A 17,391-nucleotide genomic window follows, 5' to 3' on the forward strand; every position below is an offset into this window, starting at 1 on the left:
CCTACTGGCAGTCGGCATTGGCGGATGTGCCGGATCAGCTGGATCTGCCCTCGGATCGCCCGCGGCCCGCCGTGCAGTCCTTCACGGGCGGCAAGGTGGAGCTGAGCATCGACGCCCAAACGCATCGTGAGCTCGTCGCTTTGGCCCGGGCCGAGGGTGCGACGCTGTTCATGGTCGTGCACACGGCGTTCGCGGTACTGCTCTCGCGGCTGTCGGGCACCGATGACATCGCGATCGGTACACCGATGGCGGGCCGCGGTGAGGCCGTGCTCGACGATCTGATCGGCATGTTCGTCAACACCTTGGTGTTCCGTACCCAGCTGGATCGCGGCGAGCCGTTCACCGAGCTGCTCGGGCGTCAGCGCGAAACGGATATCCAGGCGTTCGCCCATGCGGACGTGCCATTCGAGCGGTTGGTCGAGGTGCTGAACCCGGTGCGGTCGCAGGCGCGCCATCCGCTGTTCCAGGTGGGTCTGTCGTTCCAGAACCTGGCGCGGACCACGCTGGAACTGCCCGGACTCACGGTCGCCGGATTCGATATCGACACCCAGCTCTCGCAGTTCGATCTGCACCTGATCGTCGCGGACAGCTACGACGAGGACGGCACGCCGTCGGGCATCGGTGGGTACTTCACCTACGCCAACGACCTGTTCGACCCGGATACCGTTCGTGGCTTCGCCGATCGCTTCGCACGCGTTCTCGCCGAGATCATCGCGGCGCCGCGCGCGGCTGTCGGCGATCTCGAGATCATGGCCGCGGACGAGCGCCGCGAACTGGTCTCCGGCTGGAATGCGACAGCGCAGCAGGTGGATTCGTCCGCGACGCTGGCCTCGCTGCTGGATCGAACCGTGGCGGCCACGCCGGATGCGGTGGCGCTGGTCGGCGACGACGGCACCGCCCTCAGCTACGGCGAGCTGGGCTCTCGGGTGAACGGACTTGCCCGGCACCTGATTTCGCTGGGTGTCGGACCGGAGGCACGGGTGGCGCTCGCACTGCGCCGCTCGGCGGACCTGGTGGTCGCGATGTACGCGGTGACCCAGGCCGGTGGCGCGTATGTGCCGCTGGATCCGGATCAGACCGGTGAGCGGACCGACTACATTCTCGAGACCGCTCGGCCACTGTGTGTGGTGACCAACGCCGACACCGATTTCCAGACCTCGGTGACCGACGTCGTTCGGATGGACGCACTCGCGGACCTCCAGGACGCGCCGATCGCCGACGCGGAACGGATCGCGCCACTGCGCGCGGCGAATACGGCGTACGTGATCTTCACCTCGGGTTCGACCGGTCGCCCCAAGGGTGTCGCGGTGCCGCATGCGGCGATCGTCAACCAGTTGCTGTGGAAGACGAGCGAATTCGGTCTCGGTGCAGAGGACGCGGTGCTGCTCAAGACCGCGGCCACCTTCGACTTGTCGGTGTGGGAGTTCTGGTCGGCGGCGGTTTCGGGTGGCCGACTGGTCATCGCGTCGGCCGACGGACATCGCGATCCGACCTACCTCAATACGCTGATGCGCGATACCGCCGTCACCACTTTGCATGTGGTGCCGTCGATGTTGGATGCCCTGCTGATCGAATCGGACGGACAGCTGCCCGATTCGTTGCGCCGGGTGCTCGCCATCGGTGAGGCGCTGCCCGCCGCGACGGCGCAGCGGTTCCGGGAGTCGAACGGGGCCACCCTGTTCAACCTCTACGGCCCGACCGAGGCCGCGGTCTCGATCACCAACCACGAGGTGACCGATGTCGATACCGTCTCGGTGTCGATCGGTGCCCCGGAGTGGAACAGCCAGGTGTACGTGCTGGATTCGCGGTTGCGTCCGGTGCCGGTGGGTGTTTCGGGTGAGTTGTATTTGGCCGGTGCGCAATTGGCGCGCGGCTACTTCGGGCGTGTCGATCTGACCGCGGAGCGGTTCGTGGCCGACCCGTTCGAATCCAGTGCTCGGATGTACCGCACCGGTGACCTGGTGGCCTGGAATGCCGCCGGTGAGCTGGAGTATCGCGGTCGCACCGACTTCCAGGTCAAGATCCGTGGTTTCCGCATCGAACTCGGCGAGATCGAGGCGGCGCTGCTGCGACAGACCTCGATCAGCTCGGCCGCGGTGCTCGCGCATACCGATCCGGCACTCGGTGACCGCCTGGTCGCCTATGTGGTCCCGACCACCGGCGAACTCGATAAGAGTGCGGTCCAGTCGGCGTTGGCTGCGGAGCTGCCCTCGTACATGGTGCCGAGCGCCTTCCTCGAGCTGGAAGCTCTGCCGCTCAATGCGAATGGCAAGCTCGATCGAAAGGCCCTGCCGCAGCCCACCTTCGAACAGGCCGCATTCCGCGCGCCGGTCACCCCGGTGGAGCAGATCGTGGCCGGTGTGTTCGCCGATGTACTCGGCATCGAACGGATCGGTGCCGACGACGACTTCTTCGCACTCGGCGGTAACAGCATCCTGTCGATCCAGCTGGTATCGCGGGCGAAGACGCTCGGTGTGGTGTTCTCCGTGCGCGACGTCTTCGAACAGCGCAGCGTCGCCGGACTCGCAGCCATCGCGACCTCGGCCGCGGATCTGCGGCAGGCGACCATGGCCGAGCTGCCCGGTGGTGGCATAGGTGAGATCCCGCTGCCGCCGAGCATCGCCGCGGTGCTGGCGAACGGCACGGCCTACCAGCGCTTCTCCTACGAGACGGCGGTGGCGCTGCCGAGCGAACTCGACGGGGATCGGCTGCGTGCGGCGATCGCCGCACTGGTCGACCGGCACGATGCGTTGCGCACTCGTTTGCGCCGGGTCGAGGAGGTCTGGGAATTCGAAGCGCTCGAGCGCGGTGGGATCGATATCGATGCCCTTGTGCACGAGGTCGCCTTCGATACCGACCTCGACGACGACTACGGCTATGACGAGCTCATGCGGCGCGCCGACAACGAACGCGCGGCCGCCGCGGATCGCCTCGATCCGGCCAACGGCGTGATGGCGCAGTTCGTGCGCTGCACCGCCGACCGTCTCGACGGCGGCAACTTCATGCTGATCGTGGTCCACGGCTTCGCTGCCGATCCGAAGTCCCTCGACATCCTGACCGGCGATCTGCTCGACCTGATCGCCGACGACCAGGTCGCCCTGCCGGAGGTCGGTACCTCGCTGCGGCGTTGGGCCTACGGCCTGACCGAGCAAGCGAATGGCCGCGCCGCCGAACTGCCATTCTGGCAGGAGGTTTCGGCCACGCCCGAGCCGCTGCTCGGCGCGCGGGCCTTCGATCCGGCGCTGGATACCGTCGCCACCACGCGACGGGTGCGCATCGAGGTGCCGGCGGATATCTCCGAGGTACTGCTCACCACGGTGCCTGCGCGGTTCCACGGTCGCGTGCCGGATGGGCTGCTGTCGGCGTTGGCCATGGCGCTGGTGCGCTGGCGTGGCGAAGAGCAAGGATCGGATGTGCTGATCCGGCTCGACGGTGACGGTCGTGCGGCGGTCCGCGGTGCCGAATTGTCGCGCACCGTGGGCGCTTTCACCTCCGTCTACCCGGCCCGGCTCGGGCTGGGCGGGATCGATCTGGCCGAGGCGTTCGACGGCGGCGACGCCGCGGGTGCGCTCATCAAGTCGGTGAAGGAACAGCTGCTCGCGGTGCCGGATCAGGGCGTCGGCTACGGTCTGCTGCTCAGGGCGACGGCAGTCGGCGGAGCCGACGGGGTGGGTGAACAACTGCCGCTGGCGGGTCAGGTCGGCTTCCGGTACCAGGAAGCGGCGATCAAGGCCGAGCGGGATGCCACCATGCCCGCGACCGGAGCGCTCGATGTCGCCGTGACAGTCGGCGATGAGGACGATGGTCCGCGGCTGCTTGCCACCTTCGAGTTCCCGGTCGGGCTGCTGTCCCCGGAGCAGGTGCAGGAGTTGGCGGAGCTGTGGGTTGCCGCGCTCACCGCGCTGGCCGAGCACGCGCAGCGGCCGAATGCCGGTGGCCATACGCCGTCGGATCTGCCGCTGGTGCAGGTCGGTCAGGCCGATATCGAACTGTGGGAACAGACCTACCCGGGCCTCGACGATGTCTGGCCGGTCTCGCCGCTGCAGTCCGGCCTGCTCTTCCACGCGCTGATGACCACGGCCAGCGTGGACGTCTACACCATCCAGGCGGTGGTGCAGTTGGCCGGAACGGTGGATGTGGCACGGCTGAACGCGGCCGCGCAGGCGATCCTGGATCGGTACCCGAATCTGCGCACCGCATTCGTCACCGACTCCACCGGACAGGTGCGGCAGGTCGTGCTCGATCGGGTCGAAGTGCCTTGGCGCGTGGTGGATCTCACCGAACTGCCGGAGGCGGGGCGGGCCGAGGAACTGCGTCGCCGGGTCGAGGCCGACCACGCCGAGCGCTTCGATATGACCACCCCGCCGCTGGTGCGCTACACGCTGTTGCGTACCGCCGCCGAGGAATGGTCGCTGGCAATCACCACGCACCACGTGCTGCTCGACGGTTGGTCGATGCCGCTGCTGATGCGGGATCTGCTGGTGCTCTACGCGACGCGCGGCGACCAGTCGGCACTGCCGCAGGTCTCCTCCTACCGTGACTTCCTGGACTGGCTCGCCACCCGCGATCAGGACGCGTCGTTGCGGGTCTGGGCCGATGCCTTCGACGGTGCGACCGAACCGACCGAATTGGCCGCGCCCGCACGGACGGTCGAGACCTACGAGACCGCCAAGCTGATCACCCAGATCGACGCCGACCGCACCCGTCAGCTGACCAAGCACTGCGCCGAACTCGGCATCACGGTCAACACCCTGGTGCAAGCGGCCTGGGGCATCCTGGTCGGCAGGCTCACCGGCCGCGCCGATGTGGTGTTCGGCGCCACGGTGTCTGGTCGGCCCGCCGAGCTGACCGGCGTGGAGTCGATGGTCGGTCTGTTCATCAATACGCTCCCGGTGCGGGTGCGCATCGATGACCGCGCGACGATCGACGATCAGCTGAAGCGGTTGCAGCGTGACCAGGCCGAGCTGCTCGATCACCACTACGTCGGCCTGTCCGATATCCAGCGGGCCGCCGGAATCGCCTCGCACTTCGACACGCTGTTGGTGTTCGAGTCGTACCCGATCGATCGGGAGGCGATCGCCGCGGCGAGTTCGATCGACGGCATGGCGGTGACCGATGTCGGTGTGGAGAGTGCGACGCACTATCCACTCACCCTGCAGGTGACCGCGGAGTCCACTCTCGAATTCACCCTCGAGTACCTCATCAGCCGGTTCAGCGCCGATGAGGTGGAAACCTTGTCCACCAGGCTGATTCGGGTGCTGGACGCGCTGATCGGCGATGCGGCCGGGCTGGTCGGTGATATCGATATCCTCGATACCGATGAGCGGGCCCGCCTGCTCGTCGAATCCGGTATCGCGGCAACGGCTCCCGCACCGGAACCGGTGGGCCGGGTCGGTGCGCGCACGGTGTCGAAGGTGCTCGCCGAGGTGGTCGAGGCGGATCCCGAGGCGCCGGCGCTGCTGGCGGACGGCGACGAAATCGCCTACCACGTCCTGGATCGCCGTTCCTCGCAGCTGGCCCGGGTGCTCATCGCACACGGTGCCGGACCGGGCGATGTGGTGGCCCTGGCGCTGCCGCGTTCGGTCGATGCGGTGGTCGCGGTCTGGGCCATCCAGAAGGCCGGTGCCGCCTGCCTGTTCGCCGGTGACCTGACCGCCGCCGAAATGGCCACCGCCGGAGCTGTTTTCGGTATCACCATGGAACCAACCGACGGCTCGATCAACTGGCTGGTCCCGAGCGATCCGACGGTCCGAGCTGAACTGGCCGCCGCCCCATCGCACCCGGTCTCCTACGCCGATCGGGTCCGCCCGCTCGCCGAGGAACACCCGGCCTTCGTAGTCCTCACGGCCGACGGCACCCCCCGCGCCTTCAGCCAAACCGAGGCACTCGAACAGGCCGAACAGGTCCGCTCGGAATACGACATCGACTACGAATCGACAACCTTCACCACCGCCATCTCCGGCCGAGCCGCACTCCTCGAGTTCCTGACCGCAGCAATATCCGGTGCACTGTCAGTGCTGCCCGGCGCGGACGAGATCGCGGCAGACCTGGCCGACGGAGAGGTCACCCACTGGTTCGTCACCGTGGGCGAGTCGACCGAGGCGGCGGACGAGGACGTGCGGATCGTGATCGTCGAGTAACCGGGACCGCTCTGCGCGGTACACGAAGGCAAGGGCCCCGAACCTCGAACAGTCGAAGGTGCGGGGCTTTTGCACGTGCATAGCGTCGGATAGTCCAAAGCGTCAGGCGCACGGTGCGTTCGGTCGCGGCGGGGAAAGAACTGCCGAGTCGGATGCGGCTCAGCTCCACGCGGGCTGCCATGGCCATTTTCCCCCACGGATGATGCGACACCCGCGGACTTGTGACCGCCGCAAGGCCACGCACTTACACCTGGATATGCATCAAGGGTTGATGCTGGGTCGGATCATGAACAGCGGGAAGCGCCGCCGCGAGATCAGAAGAGGCGCCGGAATCACCGGACGGAACCTCGCCGCTTTGGCGGGCTAGACTCGTACGGGACCGAGCGGACGTCGTTCGCTCCCGTTCGATGAGGTTGGAGGTGGTTCCATTGGCAATGCCCGCTCCTCGGTCCGACCATTGGACGGCCGCGGACCTCGATCACATTCCCGAAGACGGATTACGGTACGAGGTGCTGAATGGCCAGCTCGTCGTGAACGCTGCTCCTAAGCCGCGGCATCAGTGGCTGATCAAATGGCTGGTGCGCGCTCTCGACGACGCACTGCCTCCCGGATACGTAGTGCTGGAAGGCGTGGGAGTGCTGATCGGCGACGACGAGCCCATTCCCGACCTCATGGTGGCGGCTGGCGCGATCGACTGGGACGACCGCGGGGTCGCCGCCGAACAGGTGAAGCTGGTCGTCGAAGTTGTCTCCAAATCGACGACTATGCAGGATCGCATGGTCAAGCCCGTGCTCTATGCCGCAGCCGAAATTCCAAACTACTGGCGCGTCGAGATCAACCCGTTCAAAGGCCAGCTCACTGACGAAAAGTTGCCGGTCCTGTTCGCACATGCCCTCGGGCCGGAGGGCACCTACGAACGGACGCACCGGGTGGCGGCTGGGGAGTCCGTCACCCTGCGCAGTCCCTTCGAATTCACCGTGGATCCGGCGTCACTGATGCCCTGAGCCGCCTTTATCGTTCGGCGATGGCATGCTCCTCGGCGAAGACCTTGCGGCAGACCGGGGCACAGAAGGCGTAGTCGGTGCCGTCGTGGGTCAGGGTAATCTGGGCGGTGGCCCATTCGATAGTCATGCCGCAGACCGGATCGATCGTGTAACCCTTCGGTGCTTCGGGTCGCACGCCGGAGTCCCGGAAGTCCTGTGTCATCAGCCGGGTGATGTCGGTGGCGGTCATGGAGCGGCCCAGCGCACCGATCGCGTGTTCGCGGACGCCGACGATCTGCACGATGCAATGCGGACGACGCAGGAGCCGGTCCGGATCCGCTTCGGTATCGGCGATCGCACGGGTGACTATCGGGATGATGTGGTCGCCGAATTCGCGGTTGTTGCTCCATGATCCGGGAACCGTGATCCGCACGACATAGCGCGGTTCGACCGTGATGTCCGGGCCGCCGGTAGCCCAGACCTGCGGCTTGTGCACTACTACATGCGTCAATTCGCGTGCCATATCGAGCACCGAGTCCGGCGCGGATTCGCCGGTGGTCAGCTCGTGTAGCACCCGGTCGGCCAGTTGTTGCTGCCGTTCGATGTCCATCGTCTCCTCGGAGACGAACAATTCGACGGTCATCATGATTGGGATTCCTTCGGCAGGTTCATCGACGCGTCGGCGGGGACCAGGGCTAGAAGTTCGTCGACCGACCACTGATCGTCGGCGTGCTTGCCGAGTTTGCTTGCCAGTATGCGGCCATCGGAGGCTATGAGGAAGTCGCCGGGCAGACCGAGGCGTCCACCCTCGGGTTTGCCCGGGGGAGCGGGCTTTTGCTTGCGCAGTACGGCTACCGTCGCCTGGGTCGCGGCGCGGACGATGGTCGGCCAGGCGCGCGGGTCGAGCAGGGCGCGCGGTGCCGATTCGATGCCGAACTCGCGGTACAGGTTTCGCTCGGGATCGGCGACCAGGTCGAATGGCAGATCGCCCGCATAGGTGCGCAATTCGGCTGCGCTGGAATGGAATACGACGACCTCACGGATGTTCGCGGCCAAGATTTCGGCGTGCCGTACGGCGAACGAGCGCAGGTGCAGATTGCACACCGGACAGCCCGCGAAACGTCGAAACTGCAGGTGTATCAGGCAATCCGGATCGGGGACCGGAATCTCGGCGTCGGCAATGGTGAGCAGCGTCCGGTCGGTCACGGTGCGCGGCAATGGCATGGGGACTCCTTCTCATAGGTGTACAAGGTACGCCTACAGCCAGTATGCGCGTACCTTGTACGCTGTCAACCCGTGCCCCGCCCTCGCTCGCTGACCAGCCCCGCCATCGCGGCCGCCGCCGTCGCGGTGCTCGACCGCGATGGCCTGTCCGGCCTCACCATGCGCGCGGTCGCGAAGGAACTCCGCATCGCCACCATGGGCCTCTACCGCTATGTCGCCGACCGCGACGAACTCGAGCTGCTGGTCGTAGACCATCTCCTGGCCGATATCGACCTCGCGCCACCGACCGCCCCGGACTGGCGCGACCGCGTCGCGGCCCTACTCGACCGCATGCGCACGACGGTATCCGCCCATCCGGCAACAGTCCCGCTGGTTGTGCGCCACCGCCAGTCCGCCCCCAACAGCCTGCGCTGGATCGAGGCGATGCTGACCATCCTCACCGATGCGGGCTTCACCGGCACCGGCCGAGTCCTGGCCCAACGCACCCTCATCGCCTTCCTACTCGGCCACCTCCAGAACGAGCACTACGGCCCACTCTCCGGCGCAGGCACCGCCGCCATGACCCGCCTCCCCCCAAGCGACTATCCACTCCTCGTCCAAACCGCCACCGACGCCCAAAATATCGACCCCAACACCGAATTCCACCTCGGCATCGAAATCGTCCTCCGCGGTCTGTCCCCTGAGCCCCGGTGACTACCGCCAGAGCTGTTGCCGCGCATCGATTCGCGCGCCGCGCACGTTTTCGCCCGGCGAATTCGTGCGCGGCGCGAGAAAATGTGCGCGGCGTCATTGGGCGGCGCTAGTTGGTGAGGCCGGGGATGGATATGGTTGTTCCCATGATGTGGTGACCTGCGTCGTTCAGGTGCAGGCCGTCGCCGCTGTCCAGGTCGGGGTGGATGAAGTCGGGGTCATTCGGGTCTTCGACGGCGGCGGCGACGTCGAACACGGCATCGAAAACGCGGGTGGTGCGCAGCCATTCGTTGACCGCGCGGCGTACTACTCGGCCCTCTTCGACATTGAGGTCCGGATAGATGACACCGGCGAAGGGGCCGATGGTGTTGGCGTACACCGCGAGTCCGGCCGCATGCGCGCGCCCGGCCAATTGCCGGAAACCGGCGATGAGTGCATCGGCCGATGACGTGCGGTTGTCGAGGATCAGATCGTTGATACCGAAGTTCAGGACAACATGGGTGACTCCGGGAACCCCGAGCACGTCGCGGTCGAAACGGGCCAGACCATGTTCGCCGATCTGGTCGGTCAGCAAACGGGTCCCGCCGATGCCCTGATTGAGAACCCAACCGCTGGTGAGACGTTCGTTGAGGACGTCGACGGAACGATGGTTCGCGCCGGGTGTGGACCCGACGCCTTCGAACCAGGAGTCGCCGAACGCGACGATGATCGGCCCATCTGTCGGGGTGAGCACGTCGACACCGGTCACATAGAAGCGTGAGGTCGTCTCCTCGGCTCCGGATAGCGCGAGTGCGGTGACCTGATCGCCGGCGGCCACGAAACCGGATTCCATCGGCAGGTGCGAAAAGGGTGCCAGGCCGGTCTCTTTCGGCAAGTAGATACTCAGCACCAGATCGGTACCGGCAGTCGTCGCGAAATCGACTGGGTCACTGACGATATCGGCTCCAGCTGGAATGGAAACTGAAGCCTCGCCGTCGAAGCGCAGCTCGGTATCGCTCTCCGCGACGATCTCGGCCCCGGACTTGCGCACCGCGATCCGTGCCGCACCGATGGTCACCGGTGTCGAACCATAGCGGTTCGTCAGCCGCACCCGCAGCTGCTCGCCGGCCCCGACCAGGTGCAGCACCTGACGCACTGTCTCATCGGCGAAGCCGCGCGGCTCGGCCAAACGAATCCGCTCGGCGGGGTCGACCAGCGTAGAACGGAAGCCAGCGACCCAGCGCGAAGAGGTAGTCATCGGAATCTCCATTTAGTTGCGGTGAGGAATATTGCGATGACAACAATCTAGCGCATATGTTCCGCATGTCAACTATCCCCATCGCAACTATCTCGGCTAAGCTCGCCACCGTGGACGCAGAACTCTTCGACGACCCCAGGCTCACCACCATGGGCCTGCTCTACGAGGCGTACGACGGCCTGACCCGCAAGTTGGAACCGACCTGGAAGAAACACGGTCTGTCCGGCCTCGATGTCAACGCACTCATGCGCTTGAGCCGCTCACCGGACCGTCGCCTGCGGATGACCGACCTCGCCGCCCAGACCAACCTGTCCACCAGCGGCGTCACCCGACTGGTCGACCGCCTGCAGCGCAACGGCCTCGCGCGCCGCGAACTCGACTCGGTGGACCGCCGCAGTTCCTACGCCGTGCTCACCGCCGCCGGTGCGACCCGCTTGGCGCGCGTACTCCCCGACTACCTCGAGGTCATCGAGCGCTGGTTCACCGGTCTGCTGCCGCCCGACCAACTCGATGCCTTCGTTACCAGCCTGCGCGCCATCCGTGATCAGGTGAACCCGGAGGCCACTGCGCGCGAGGCCGACTAAATGTCGGCCTCGGTTGTTATGTTGCGCGACATGACGACCACGACGCATATAAACCCCGAGACCTTGCCGAACAATCCGGCGTTTACCCAGGTGGTGCGGGTTTCGGCGGCCACGGACACCATCTACGTGGGCGGACAGAACGGTATCGATGCGAACGGCCGGTTGGCGGGCCCGGACCTCGCGGAAGCCCGGCAGGCATTGGCGAATCTGGTGACATGCCTCGAAGCCGCGGGCGCAGCATCGAACAAGTCGTGAAGTGGACGATCCTGATCGTCGACGGCCAGCCGCTGCAGGACGGATTCGCGGCATTCGGCGAGGTGTGGCGTCGACGGCCGAATCCGCCCGCCATCACCGTCGCCAAGGTGGCCGCGCTCGCCGTGCCAGGCGCGGTTGTCGAGATCGAGGCCGTCGCTGCCGTTCCGGTGTGATCGCTAGTCGATCGCCGCGGCGAGACGATTGGTGAGTTCGCGTACGTGGGCGATCAGCTCGGGAGGTTCGTGGATTCGGCAGGCGAAGCCGAAAGTCGCTATGTAGACGGCGAGTTCGTCCAGGGAGTTGGAACCCGTGCGTAGGAGGCAGCTTCGATCGTCGATGGCCTCGATGACGCCGACGGTCGGGGCAATGCGTTCGGCTGCGACCTTGGCCGGCACATACAGTGTCACGCGGGCGGCATAGCGATAGGGGGAAGTTGTTGTGCCGCTGGTTATGTAGTGCGCCAGGTCGGTCTCGGGTGGCTCGCGCGGGGTGAAGCGGGGGCCGGTGGGAACGCGGGGTTGTAGGCGGTCGACGCGATAGGTGCGCCAGTCCGCGCGTTCGATATCCCAGGCGATGAGATACCAGTGCCGACCGGTGTGCGCCAAACGATGCGGTTCGACGGTACGCAATGATGTTGTCCCGCCGTGTGTTCGGTAGTCGAAGCGCAGGCGGTGATTGTCGCGGATGGCACCGGCGACCGCGGTCAGCACATCGGGATCGACGGTCGGGCCGGCGGAAGGCACTGTGACAGTGACCGATTGGAGCAGACTGACCCTATGCCGCAGCCTCGACGGCAGCACCTGCTCCAGTTTGGTGAGCGCGCGCAACGAACTGTCCTCGATGCCCGCGATGGTGCCACCCGCCGCGGTTCGCAGCCCGACGGCAACGGCCACCGCCTCATCATCGTCGAGCAGCAGCGGCGGCAGTTTCGCACCCGCCCCGAGGCGGTACCCCGCGACACCGGCGGTTGCGTCGACCGGATAGCCGAGGTTGCGCAACTTGTCGATATCGCGGCGCACTGTGCGCACATCGACCTCGAGGCGTTCGGCGAGTTCGGTACCGGTCCAGTCCCGAGGCGTCTGCAGTAGCGACAGCAATCGCAGCAGGCGCGCGGAGGTTTCCAACATGACGAAAAGTCTGCCCCAAAGCTAGGGCAGAGTCTGTCCTAAGCGGGTCATAGCGTGGTTTTCATGAGCACAGAGATTACTCCGTTCCGCATCGAAATCCCGCAGCAGCAGCTCGATGACCTGCGCAATCGTCTCGACAATGCGCGCTGGCCCGCACCGCTGCCCGGCGACGGCTGGGATACCGGCGTGCCGACTACCTGGCTGCGCGAACTGGTCGACTACTGGCGCACCGGCTACGACTGGCGCGCCGCCGAGGCCCAGCTCAACGCCTATCCGCAATTCACCACCGAAATCGACGGACAGCGCATCCACTTCCTGCACGTCCGCTCACCCGAGTCCGATGCCCTGCCCCTGCTGATGACACACGGCTGGCCAGGTTCGGTCGTCGAATTCCTCGACGTGATCGGACCGCTCACCGACCCGCGTGCCCACGGCGGCGATCCCCGCGATGCCTTCCATCTGGTCATTCCATCGCTGCCCGGATTCGGCTTCTCCGGACCCGTCAGCGAAGTGGGCTGGACCAGCGCGAAGATCGGCGACACCTGGGCCGAACTCATGCGCCGACTCGGCTACGAGCGCTATGGCACACAGGGCGGCGATATCGGCGCTGCGGTGAGTCCGGAGGTGGCCCGGAGCGCGCCGAAAAATGTGATTGGCGTCCACACCAATGGCGGCCCGGATCCGATTGCGACCCATCAGCTTTCCCAGGACGAGTTGGCCAGCTTGACCGATCTCGAGCGCGACCGGATCGACCGCATCCAGGCATTCCTGCGGGAGGAGATCGGCTATATCGCGATTCAATCCACCCGACCGCAGACCGTGGCCTACGGACTGGTCGATTCGCCGATCGGTCAGCTCTCCTGGATCATGGACAAATTCCGGGAATGGACCTATCCGCGAAACGTGGACCCGGACAAGATCATCGACCGCGACCGGCTGCTGACCAATGTGATGCTGTACTGGCTCAACGGCACTGCGGGTTCGGCCGCATTCGTCGGCTACGCGCAGCGCGCCGGCTGGGGTACGAGTAAATCGAATTCCGGAGTGCCCACTGCGGCAATCGTTTTCGCTCAGGACGTCGGAATTCGGCGCTATTGCGAGACCCAGCACACAATGACCCGCTGGGTCGATGTGGATCGCGGCGGACATTTCGCGGCCCTGGAGGAGCCCGTGCTGCTGCTGAACGACATCCGCGAGTTCTTCCGCGACCTGCGCTGAAAACCTGGGCCTGTTCCGGCATGTCGTGGCCGGAGCAGGCTCACAATCAAAGGCAGCAGGACGGTGGCAATGCAGAGGTGAGCGCCATGAGCGAGCCGAGACGGATTACTCAGCAATATCGGGAAGAGTTCTGGCGACGCTGCGGCTGGTCGCCGGATTTGCCCGAGGTGGAACGACGCCATATCGAGGACCTCTGGGATGACGAGTCCATCGATATGGCGGAGCTGTTCGGCTGGTAATGCGCGATCAGGCGGTGAGTTCACCCGCCTGCAGCCAGGAGTCGCGTTCGGCGGCAAAGGCTTCGGCCTGTATCGCGCGGAAGCGGTCGATGGATTCGGCATTGTCGGACAGGAACTTCCGATAGTCGGCGAGTGCGAACGCGCCGTCCTCGACCTGCACCTGTACCTTGCCCGCCGCGAAATCGGCGCGCAGGTCCAGGAGTTCATCGGCTTCGACCGGATGCCAGCGGATCCGGTCGAAATAGCGCAGCAGCCAAGGCGATTCGTCGCTCGCATCACCGGGGTGGCGGTGATTCCAGACTTGGGTTGTGCGGCCGACGAATTGGTAACCGCCGGGACCTTCCATTCCGTAGATGCACAGGTACGCGCCGCCGATACCGACGGCATTTTCGGGGGTCCAGGTGCGGGCCGGGTTGTACTTCGTGGTGACCAGCCGGTGGCGTGGATCGGTCGGGGTCGCGACCGGTGCGCCGAGGTAGACGTCGCCGAGACCGAGGACCAGGTATTCGGCCCCGAAGACGGTCTCGTAGACCTCCTGTACCGAAGCCAAACCGTTCATGCGCCGGATGAATTCGATATTCCACGGGCACCAGGGTGCGTCCGCGCGCACCCCGTGCATATAGCGGGTGATCGCCTCCCGCGTGGCTGGATCGTCCCAGGACAGCGGCAGGTGCACGGTGCGGCTCGGCACTACGAGCTGATCGGCGGCGGGGATGTGCTGTTCGGCTTCGGTCAGCAGATCGAGCAGGACGGGGACCGGCATCACCGTCGGATCGACTCGGACCTGCAGCGAACGGACACCGGGCGTCAGTTCCGTCACGCCGCGCACACCGGCCCCGAGTAGATGCTCATGCAACGCGTGTACACGGGCGCGCAGACCGAGATCCAGCGTCATGGCGCCGTATTCGACGAGGACGCCGTCATCTCCCTGACGGCGGTAGGTCACCCCGGTCTCGTCGTCGACATCGGCGCGACGCAGTACACCGTCATCGCCGTCGCCGCCGGGGGAGAGCACGGTGGGCCAGGCGGCGCGTCTGGCTGTGCCGAGTTCGCGAACGGAGGCGGCGCGGGCGCTGCGGATCGGGACGAAGCGCACGATGTCGCCGGGGGCGAGTTGGCCGAGCTTCCACCGGTCGGCCGCGACCACCGTCACCGGGCAGACGAAGCCACCGAGGCTGGGGCCGTCGGGGCCGAGTAGGATGGGTGTATCGCCGGTAAAGTCCAGTGCTCCAACCGAATACGGAGTATCGTGGATATTGGAGGGGTGTAGTCCCGCCTCGCCGCCATCGGTTCTGGCCCATTCGGGTTTCGGGCCGATCAGTCGCACTCCGGTGCGATCGGAATTGAAATGCACTTCGTAGTCGGTGCCGATAATCGTGTCGAAGTCTTTGCGGGTGAAGAACTCCGGCGCGCCGTGCGGGCCTTCGGTGACAGCCAATTCCCACCGCCGCGTCAGGACCGGCTGCTCCTCCATCGGCACCGCGGCCGCCACTCGGCCCCGATGTGCGCCGAGCGGGAGCATTTCACCGGCACGCAACGCATTCCCCGCGCTGCCGCCGAATCTGCCGAGCGTGAATGTGGCTGCGCTGCCCAGATATTTGGGCAGCTGAATACCCCCCGCGATCAGCACGTAGCAGCGCATGCCCGGTCCACGCACCGAACCGATGTCCAGCGTTGCTTCCGCCGGAACCAGCACCGTTCGCCACTGCTGGACACCGATCCCGTTCACGGTGACATCGGTCGGTGCGCCGGTGACGCACACCCATGTCGGCGCGGAAAATTTCAGCGCGGGACCGTCGAGTGTGCATTCGAGGCCCGCAGCGCCCTCGGGATTGCCGAGCACGCGGTTGCCGAGCCGGAACGACAGATCGTCCATCGGGCCCGAAGGCGGAACTCCGACGTGCCAATATCCGATACGGCCCGGCCAATCCTGCACCGTGGTAAGCATTCCCGGCCGAATCACCTGCGCTGCCTGCTCTGGACATGCGGCACGCGCAGTGTCGGCCGCGTTTATCACACCCACGCCGTGGCCCACGACTTCGCCATGTTCAACCGCTAGGTCGGCAACGGTCATCGGGTCACCACCATCCGAACGGGAGTCGGATCGAATCCGTTGCAGGGGTTATTGATCTGCGGGCAATTCGACACCAGCACCAACGTGTCGATCTCGGCGCGCAACGTGACTTTCTTTCCCGGAGCAGATAATCCGTCGACAATGCCGAGGGTGCCGTCGGCCTCGACCGGGACATTCATGAACCAGTTGATATTCGACACCAGATCACGTTTGCCCAGGCCCCATTTCAGCGCCTCGGTGAGGAAGTTCTCCACACAGGCGTGCTGGTGGCGGGTGTGATGGCCGTAGCGCAGCGTATTGGACTCCTGGGAGCAGGCGCCCGCGATGGTGTCATGGTTGCCGACCTCGTCGGCTAGCACGGTCATGAGCGCGGTGCCGGCATCGGTGCGCAGCACGCTTCCGGTGCCGAGGAAGATATTGCGTTGTGCGGTAATGGTGGCCTGCGCGCTGTAGCGGTCGGTGTGGTCGGCAGCCGAATACAGCAGACAGTCCACCGCCTGATTGCCGTGCAGGTCGATGATTTCGAGTTGTTCGCCCGCGCCGACCACGGTCGACCACGGCGCGCATGCCGGCACGGTTTCGTCGAGCACAATGGTGCGGGTCGGTGCCGAGATCATGCCCCTACCTCCACAGTCGCGGCCGTCCAGGCCTGTTCGGTGTTTTCGACCGCTCGCAGATATTCCGGGTCGGAATTGTGCTGCACGGCAAGCTCGTCCGGTGCGGCCCAGGCGACGATGTCGAGATCTGATGCGGGCCGATCATCGAGCGGGTGTGTGGTGTCAGTGACGAGCAGGATCACCGGCAGATGGATGAGCAGGTCGACCGAGGAACCCGCCGCGGCGCTGCCGGTGGCGCTCAGCGCACCATCGGATTCGACGCGGACGCCGCGGAAGAAGGACACGGTCGGCGCAATATCCCGTGGCTCGAGACCCTGTTTTGCGCCCGCGAGTCGCAGCAGTGCACGGCCTTCGGGCGTCGGGCCGCACAGGGCGTCGTGCTGGCCGGACGTGTCGGCGACAATGGTGGCCAGCACCCGGCCCTGATCCGACAGCAGTGGATGTCCGATACCCAGATATGCCTGCCACGGCACTTTCACGGTATCGGCCACATTGAGCCGCTCCCACGGTGCGTCGGCACGCAGCAACAACACGTGCGGGCATGCGGCTCCGGCGGGATCGCGCAAACGCAGTCTGGTCCCGCGACCGAGTACGACATTCGCGTAACCACCGGCCGGAATGCGTTGAGCGAAGGTTATTCTCGCCGCCGCGACGTCATCGGGTAACTCCGGTCCGGCGATGGTCGCGGTGGCTGCTTGGGATCTCGCGTGCGCGCGAGCCCCGAGAGCGGAGGCGGTGCTGGTCATCGGTGGTTCCTAAGATCGTAGGTGTCTGGGTGCCGGTGCTTTGGATGCCGAGGGTGGCGGGGGTGTGCCTGATCGGTGGTCGCCTGTGGTGGGTCTCGAAGGACTGGCTTCCACACTGTTCTGGACGCTTCGCTTGCTGATCGACAGCTGTCGTCGTTCATGGTTTGTCGGCGGGGATGTCCACGTGCTCGAACCGGTGTCAGATGCGGTGCGTTGCGAGTGTTGGCCGGTGGTGGGGCGCGCGGTCAGCAGGTGCG

The 17,391-nt window shown here is 65.8% G+C and carries 13 protein-coding genes and 1 pseudogene (1 of these 14 cut by a window edge); 7 read left to right on the top strand and 7 right to left on the bottom strand.

Going from position 1 to position 17,391, the window contains the following annotated elements:
- Both ACIBJI_RS02010 and ACIBJI_RS02015 read left to right on the top strand, forming a co-directional pair.
- A protein-coding gene (locus ACIBJI_RS02010; RefSeq protein ID WP_397083038.1) for a non-ribosomal peptide synthase/polyketide synthase crosses the window boundary here: on the top strand, positions 1-6,140 show its 3' portion. The gene continues 38,005 nt to the left of window position 1, outside the view; 6,140 of the gene's 44,145 nt are visible here — the last part of the coding sequence; the start codon falls outside the window, past its left edge; its stop codon occupies positions 6,138-6,140.
- Between the two features lie 434 nt (positions 6,141-6,574).
- Positions 6,575-7,144 (top strand): Uma2 family endonuclease, encoded by a 570-nt coding sequence (locus tag ACIBJI_RS02015; protein ID WP_396958938.1) that lies wholly within the window; start codon positions 6,575-6,577, stop codon positions 7,142-7,144.
- 7 nt (positions 7,145-7,151) lie between these two features.
- Here the strand turns inward: ACIBJI_RS02015 and ACIBJI_RS02020 are convergent, their stop codons facing one another.
- Positions 7,152-7,769, bottom strand: a complete 618-nt coding sequence (locus tag ACIBJI_RS02020) for an ATPase (protein WP_397082727.1) — start codon at positions 7,767-7,769, stop codon at positions 7,152-7,154.
- On the bottom strand, positions 7,766-8,347 hold the full coding sequence (locus ACIBJI_RS02025) for a peroxiredoxin-like family protein (protein ID WP_397082729.1): 582 nt from the start codon (positions 8,345-8,347) through the stop codon (positions 7,766-7,768). Before ACIBJI_RS02025 ends, ACIBJI_RS02020 begins: the two co-directional genes overlap by 4 nt.
- A gap of 72 nt (positions 8,348-8,419) precedes the next feature.
- On the opposite strand from ACIBJI_RS02025, the gene ACIBJI_RS02030 reads away from it, so the two are divergent.
- Entirely contained in the window at positions 8,420-9,040 is a 621-nt protein-coding gene (locus tag ACIBJI_RS02030) for a TetR/AcrR family transcriptional regulator (RefSeq protein WP_397082731.1), read from the top strand.
- 106 nt (positions 9,041-9,146) lie between these two features.
- Here ACIBJI_RS02030 and ACIBJI_RS02035 read toward each other — a convergent pair whose 3' ends face one another.
- Positions 9,147-10,274, bottom strand: a complete 1,128-nt coding sequence (locus tag ACIBJI_RS02035; RefSeq protein WP_397082733.1) for a GDSL-type esterase/lipase family protein — start codon at positions 10,272-10,274, stop codon at positions 9,147-9,149.
- 110 nt (positions 10,275-10,384) lie between these two features.
- On the opposite strand from ACIBJI_RS02035, the gene ACIBJI_RS02040 reads away from it, so the two are divergent.
- Both ACIBJI_RS02040 and ACIBJI_RS02045 read left to right on the top strand, forming a co-directional pair.
- Complete coding sequence (locus tag ACIBJI_RS02040) at positions 10,385-10,858, top strand: MarR family transcriptional regulator (RefSeq protein WP_364340847.1); 474 nt, start codon at positions 10,385-10,387, stop codon at positions 10,856-10,858.
- Between the two features lie 30 nt (positions 10,859-10,888).
- A pseudogene (locus tag ACIBJI_RS02045) lies at positions 10,889-11,286 on the top strand (RidA family protein).
- A gap of 3 nt (positions 11,287-11,289) precedes the next feature.
- Here the strand turns inward: ACIBJI_RS02045 and ACIBJI_RS02050 are convergent.
- Complete coding sequence (locus ACIBJI_RS02050; RefSeq protein WP_364340849.1) at positions 11,290-12,240, bottom strand: YafY family protein; 951 nt, start codon at positions 12,238-12,240, stop codon at positions 11,290-11,292.
- 63 nt (positions 12,241-12,303) lie between these two features.
- On the opposite strand from ACIBJI_RS02050, the gene ACIBJI_RS02055 reads away from it, so the two are divergent.
- Both ACIBJI_RS02055 and ACIBJI_RS02060 read left to right on the top strand, forming a co-directional pair.
- Complete coding sequence (locus ACIBJI_RS02055; RefSeq protein WP_364340851.1) at positions 12,304-13,458, top strand: epoxide hydrolase family protein; 1,155 nt, start codon at positions 12,304-12,306, stop codon at positions 13,456-13,458.
- A gap of 86 nt (positions 13,459-13,544) precedes the next feature.
- Positions 13,545-13,697 carry a hypothetical protein gene (locus ACIBJI_RS02060; protein ID WP_364340853.1) on the top strand — a complete coding sequence of 51 codons (153 nt, stop codon included), beginning with the start codon at positions 13,545-13,547 and terminating at the stop codon, positions 13,695-13,697.
- A gap of 7 nt (positions 13,698-13,704) precedes the next feature.
- Here ACIBJI_RS02060 and ACIBJI_RS02065 read toward each other — a convergent pair whose 3' ends face one another.
- The 3 genes from ACIBJI_RS02065 to ACIBJI_RS02075 are packed head-to-tail and all read right to left on the bottom strand — an operon-like array spanning position 13,705 to position 17,134.
- Positions 13,705-15,771 carry a 5-oxoprolinase/urea amidolyase family protein gene (locus tag ACIBJI_RS02065; protein ID WP_397082736.1) on the bottom strand — a complete coding sequence of 689 codons (2,067 nt, stop codon included), beginning with the start codon at positions 15,769-15,771 and terminating at the stop codon, positions 13,705-13,707.
- On the bottom strand, positions 15,768-16,388 hold the full coding sequence (locus ACIBJI_RS02070) for an urea amidolyase associated protein UAAP2 (protein WP_396958947.1): 621 nt from the start codon (positions 16,386-16,388) through the stop codon (positions 15,768-15,770). Before ACIBJI_RS02070 ends, ACIBJI_RS02065 begins: the two co-directional genes overlap by 4 nt.
- Positions 16,385-17,134 (bottom strand): DUF1989 domain-containing protein, encoded by a 750-nt coding sequence (locus tag ACIBJI_RS02075; protein WP_396958949.1) that lies wholly within the window; start codon positions 17,132-17,134, stop codon positions 16,385-16,387. Before ACIBJI_RS02075 ends, ACIBJI_RS02070 begins: the two co-directional genes overlap by 4 nt.
- Positions 17,135-17,391: the final 257 nt, after the last annotated feature.

The sequence above is a fragment of the Nocardia sp. NPDC050408 genome, from assembly GCF_044458905.1.
Classification (GTDB): domain Bacteria; phylum Actinomycetota; class Actinomycetes; order Mycobacteriales; family Mycobacteriaceae; genus Nocardia.